1 protein-coding gene and 2 rRNA genes are annotated in these 5,662 nt (G+C 55.0%); all 3 read right to left on the reverse strand.

Features of this window, described 5'->3' with window-relative positions; translation table 11 throughout:
* Positions 1-25: 25 nt before the first annotated feature.
* A 23S ribosomal RNA gene (locus ABZU72_RS28535) occupies positions 26-3,116 on the reverse strand.
* A gap of 493 nt (positions 3,117-3,609) precedes the next feature.
* Positions 3,610-5,124: ribosomal RNA gene (locus ABZU72_RS28540) — 16S ribosomal RNA — on the reverse strand.
* Together the 16S and 23S rRNA genes form the textbook arrangement of a ribosomal RNA operon.
* 327 nt (positions 5,125-5,451) lie before the next feature.
* Positions 5,452-5,662, reverse strand: a 211-nt coding sequence (locus ABZU72_RS28545; RefSeq protein WP_355022141.1) for a hypothetical protein, incomplete at its 5' end; no start/stop codon positions are given.

Raw genomic sequence — 5,662 nt, forward strand, 5'->3', positions numbered from 1 at the left:
TTGTTGTTTTTGTTGAGGGTTTATGAAAGATAAGCCCTCGGCCTATTAGTACCGGTCGGCTGGGCATCACTGCTGTACACCTCCGGCCTATCAACCCCATAGTCTGTAGGGGGCCTTAACCCATAAAGGGTGGGAAACCTCATCTTGAAACGTGCTTCCCGCTTAGATGCGTTCAGCGGTTATCACTTCCGAACGTAGCCAACCAGCCATGCACCTGGCGGTACAACTGGCACACCAGAGGTTCGTCCATCCCGGTCCTCTCGTACTAGGGACAGCCTTTCTCAAGTTTCCTACGCGCGCGGCGGATAGGGACCGAACTGTCTCACGACGTTCTAAACCCAGCTCGCGTGCCGCTTTAATGGGCGAACAGCCCAACCCTTGGGACCTACTCCAGCCCCAGGATGCGACGAGCCGACATCGAGGTGCCAAACCATCCCGTCGATATGGACTCTTGGGGAAGATCAGCCTGTTATCCCCGGGGTACCTTTTATCCGTTGAGTGACCACGCTTCCACATGCCGTGGCCAGATCACTAGTTCCGACTTTCGTCCCTGCTCGACATGTCTGTCTCACAGTCAAGCTCCCTTGTGCACTTACACTCGCCACCTGATTGCCAACCAGGCTGAGGGAACCTTTGAGCGCCTCCGTTACACTTTAGGAGGCAACCGCCCCAGTTAAACTACCCATCAGGCACTGTCCCTGAACCAGATCATGGTCCGAAGTTAGACATCTAGTACGACCAGAGTGGTATTTCAACGTTGACTCCACACACACTGGCGTGTGCGCTTCACAGTCTCCCACCTATCCTACACAAGCCGAACCAAACACCAATACCAAACTATAGTAAAGGTCCCGGGGTCTTTCCGTCCTGCCGCGCGTAACGAGCATCTTTACTCGTAGTGCAATTTCGCCGAGTCCACGGTTGAGACAGCGCCCAAGTCGTTACTCCATTCGTGCAGGTCGGAACTTACCCGACAAGGAATTTCGCTACCTTAGGATGGTTATAGTTACCACCGCCGTTTACTGGGGCTTAAATTCTGAGCTTCGCCGTGAGGCTAACCCGTCCTCTTAACCTTCCAGCACCGGGCAGGAGTCAGTCCGTATACATCGTCTTACAACTTCGCACGGACCTGTGTTTTTAGTAAACAGTCGCTTGGGCCTGGTCTCTGCGGCCCTTCACGCTTCCCCCAGCTAGTGGGTTCACGATCCGGGCCCCCCTTCTCCCGAAGTTACGGGGGCATTTTGCCGAGTTCCTTAACCATGGTTCGCTCGATCGCCTCGGTATTCTCTACCTGATCACCTGAGTCGGTTTGGGGTACGGGCGGCTCATGACTCGCTAGAGGTTTTTCTCGACAGCATAGGATCATCGACTTCCCCAAACGGGTCCGTATCACGTCTCAGGCATACAGTGCGCGGATTTGCCTACACACAGCCCTACACGCTTACCCGTAGACAACCATCGCTACGGTTCGACTACCTTCCTGCGTCACCCCATCACTTGACTACTACACACTTGGGTCCCATGTTCCACACACACGCCTCACCCCGAAGGGATCGGTCACGCATGCTTCAGATGGTTAGCATCATGCGCCTCATCATGGGCGTCACTTCGCCGGTACGGGAATATCAACCCGTTGTCCATCGACTACGCCTGTCGGCCTCGCCTTAGGTCCCGACTTACCCAGGGCAGATTAGCTTGACCCTGGAACCCTTGATCAATCGGCGGATGTGTTTCTCACACATCATTCGCTACTCATGCCTGCATTCTCACTCGCGTAACCTCCACCGCTGGATCACTCCGCTGCTTCACTGGTTACACGACGCTCCCCTACCCACCCCGGAAAACCGGAGTGCCATAGCTTCGGCGGATAACTTGAGCCCCGCTACATTGTCGGCGCGGAATCACTTGACCAGTGAGCTATTACGCACTCTTTCAAGGGTGGCTGCTTCCAAGCCAACCTCCTGGTTGTCACTGCGACTCCACATCCTTTTCCACTTAGTTATCGCTTAGGGGCCTTAGCTGATGGTCTGGGCTGTTTCCCTCTCGACAATGGAGCTTATCCCCCACTGTCTCACTGCTGCGCTCTCACTTACCGGCATTCGGAGTTTGGCTAACGTCAGTAACCTGGTCGGGCCCATCGGCTATCCAGTGCTCTACCTCCGGCAAGAAACACGCAACGCTGCACCTAAATGCATTTCGGGGAGAACCAGCTATCACGAAGTTTGATTGGCCTTTCACCCCTAACCACAGGTCATCCCCTCCATTTTCAACTGAAGTGGGTTCGGTCCTCCACGCCGTCTTACCGGCGCTTCAACCTGCCCATGGCTAGATCACTTCGCTTCGGGTCTAGAGCGCGCGACTCAATCGCCCTATTAGGACTCGCTTTCGCTACGGCTTCCCCACACGGGTTAACCTTGCCACACACCGCTAACTCGCAGGCTCATTCTTCAAAAGGCACGCCATCACCCCCACTGCCAAAAGGCCGGCCGGGCTCTGACGGATTGTAGGCACACGGTTTCAGGTACTATTTCACTCCCCGCCAGGGGTACTTTTCACCTTTCCCTCACGGTACTGGTCCGCTATCGGTCATCAAGAAGTATTTAGGCTTAGCGGGTGGTCCCGCCAGATTCACACGACATTCCACGAGTGCCGTCCTACTTGGGAAGTACATCAACCCAGCCAAACACATACGATTACGGGGCTATCACCCGCTACGGCCCAGCTTCCCAACTGGTTCACCTTCATGCTTGGTTTCTTACTGAGCTCACCGCCGGCAGACGATGAAAGACATATCCCACAACCCCGACTACCCAACAACTGCCGTCTATCACAGGTAACCGGTTTGGCCTCATCCGATTTCGCTCGCCACTACTCTCGGAATCACTATTGTTTTCTCTTCCTACGGGTACTGAGATGTTTCACTTCCCCGCGTTCCCTCCACACGCCCTATAGATTCAGGCGCGGGTAACACGACATGACTCGTGCTGGGTTTCCCCATTCGGACACCCCCGGATCAACGCTCGGTTGCCAACTCCCCAGGGCTTATCGCAGGCTCCAACGTCCTTCTTCGGCTCTTGATGCCAAGGCATCCACCATGTGCCCTTCATAGCTTATCTCTCACAAACACTCAACAAAAACAACAAACAACGACAACTCACGTCGCCGAGCTTGTCTGCGCTACGAAGACCACGCACACACCAACACCCCAACCACCAGGCCTAAACCCACGGCTGAAGCGCCTACAAGGTGTGTGCATTCTTATTAAACAAGATGCTCGCGTCCACTATCCAACTATCAACTCCAGCGCATATCTCAGCGCCGGCCAGCCCGCACAACCCCATCCAGCGCTCATACCGAGCAACCTTCAGGCGAAAGGGGCAGAGAGACAACCACTCAACTTACGTTGTGTGATTCCTCAGGGCCCAACAGTGTGTCAAGACCAGACCAGGTCCAGGAGACTTCAGGTTCCACGCCTGTTCCCGAAGGACCAGACAGTACTGAGAAGCACACCCGGCAACCAGCCGGTGTTTCATCGACGATTCCACTAGCGAGTAGCACCATCACCACACAACCGAATGTTGTGTGAATTCATGGCCACTTACTCCTTAGAAAGGAGGTGATCCAGCCGCACCTTCCGGTACGGCTACCTTGTTACGACTTCGTCCCAATCGCCAGCCCCACCTTCGACAGCTCCCTCTCTTACGAGTTGGGCCACTGGCTTCGGGTGTTGCCGACTTTCGTGACGTGACGGGCGGTGTGTACAAGGCCCGGGAACGTATTCACCGCAGCGTTGCTGATCTGCGATTACTAGCGACTCCGACTTCATGGGGTCGAGTTGCAGACCCCAATCCGAACTGAGACCGGCTTTTTGGGATTCGCTCACCCTCACGGGATCGCAGCCCTTTGTACCGGCCATTGTAGCATGCGTGAAGCCCTGGACATAAGGGGCATGATGACTTGACGTCATCCCCACCTTCCTCCGAGTTGACCCCGGCAGTCTCCTATGAGTCCCCAACCGAATTGCTGGCAACATAGGACGAGGGTTGCGCTCGTTGCGGGACTTAACCCAACATCTCACGACACGAGCTGACGACAGCCATGCACCACCTGTACACCGACTAAAAGGGGCCGTATCTCTACGGCTTTCCGGTGTATGTCAAACCCAGGTAAGGTTCTTCGCGTTGCATCGAATTAATCCGCATGCTCCGCCGCTTGTGCGGGCCCCCGTCAATTCCTTTGAGTTTTAGCCTTGCGGCCGTACTCCCCAGGCGGGGCGCTTAATGCGTTAGCTGCGGCACGGAACACGTGGAATGTGTCCCACACCTAGCGCCCAACGTTTACGGTGTGGACTACCAGGGTATCTAATCCTGTTCGCTCCCCACACTTTCGCTCCTCAGCGTCAGGATACTCCCAGAGAACCGCCTTCGCCACCGGTGTTCCTCCTGATATCTGCGCATTTCACCGCTACACCAGGAATTCCATTCTCCCCTGAGTACCTCTAGTCTGCCCGTATCGAAAGCAGGCCAGGTGTTAAGCACCTGGTTTTCACTCCCGACGCGACAGACCGCCTACGAGCCCTTTACGCCCAATAATTCCGGACAACGCTCGGACCCTACGTATTACCGCGGCTGCTGGCACGTAGTTGGCCGGTCCTTCTTCTGCACATACCGTCACTTGCGCTTCGTCTGTGCTGAAAGAGGTTTACAACCCGAAGGCCGTCATCCCTCACGCGGCGTTGCTGGATCAGGCTTCCGCCCATTGTCCAATATTCCCCACTGCTGCCTCCCGTAGGAGTCTGGGCCGTGTCTCAGTCCCAGTGTGGCCGGTCACCCTCTCAGGCCGGCTACCCGTCGAAGCCTTGGTGAGCCATTACCTCACCAACAAGCTGATAGGCCGCGAGCACATCCCAGGCCGAAAAACTTTCCACAACCAGATCATGCAATCGGTTGTCGTATCCGGTATTAATCACCGTTTCCGGTGGCTATCCCAGAGCCTGGGGCAGATTACTCACGTGTTACTCACCCGTTCGCCGCTCGAGTACCCCGAAGGGCCTTTCCGCTCGACTTGCATGTGTTAAGCACGCCGCCAGCGTTCGTCCTGAGCCAGGATCAAACTCTCCGTTGAAAAACAACACCACAACCACCAAGGCAATACCAAAGGCAGTCATGGAAAAAGAGATGCCCTGACAGGAGACACTGACATGTTCCAATCCCTAAAGACTGGATGTTTGCCAGAATCAATTGTCAAAGAAACCATCAACCAAACACCCCACTAAGGGATGGTGGTCGACGGGGCATAACAAACTAATTCGTCGACTATGACACACTGTTGAGTTCTCAAGAATCACACGCGCACCGGTAGATTTCAGACATCCGTCTCAGCCAGTCCGGCGGCAATATTCGTTTTATACTTGCTTTTGTACTGCTTGTTTCTGCTTCGTGCTGAACCTTATCAGGCTTTCTTTCGCTTTCGCAATTCGGCGTGTTTCGCGCTTTCCTTGCCAGCTCCAGAACCTTTATCGGCTCCTTGCCTTTCAGACTTTAGCAGACTCACTTTCGCTTTCCCAATTCGGCGCGTTCCGCGCTTTCCCTGGTTTAGCAGTTGTGTTTCCGCCTCGTCCTGGAGGACTTTATCGGATCTCGCTTTGTTGTCCAATTCGGCG

The organism is Nocardioides sp. NPDC004968 (assembly GCF_040608935.1).
Taxonomy (GTDB): domain Bacteria; phylum Actinomycetota; class Actinomycetes; order Propionibacteriales; family Nocardioidaceae; genus Nocardioides.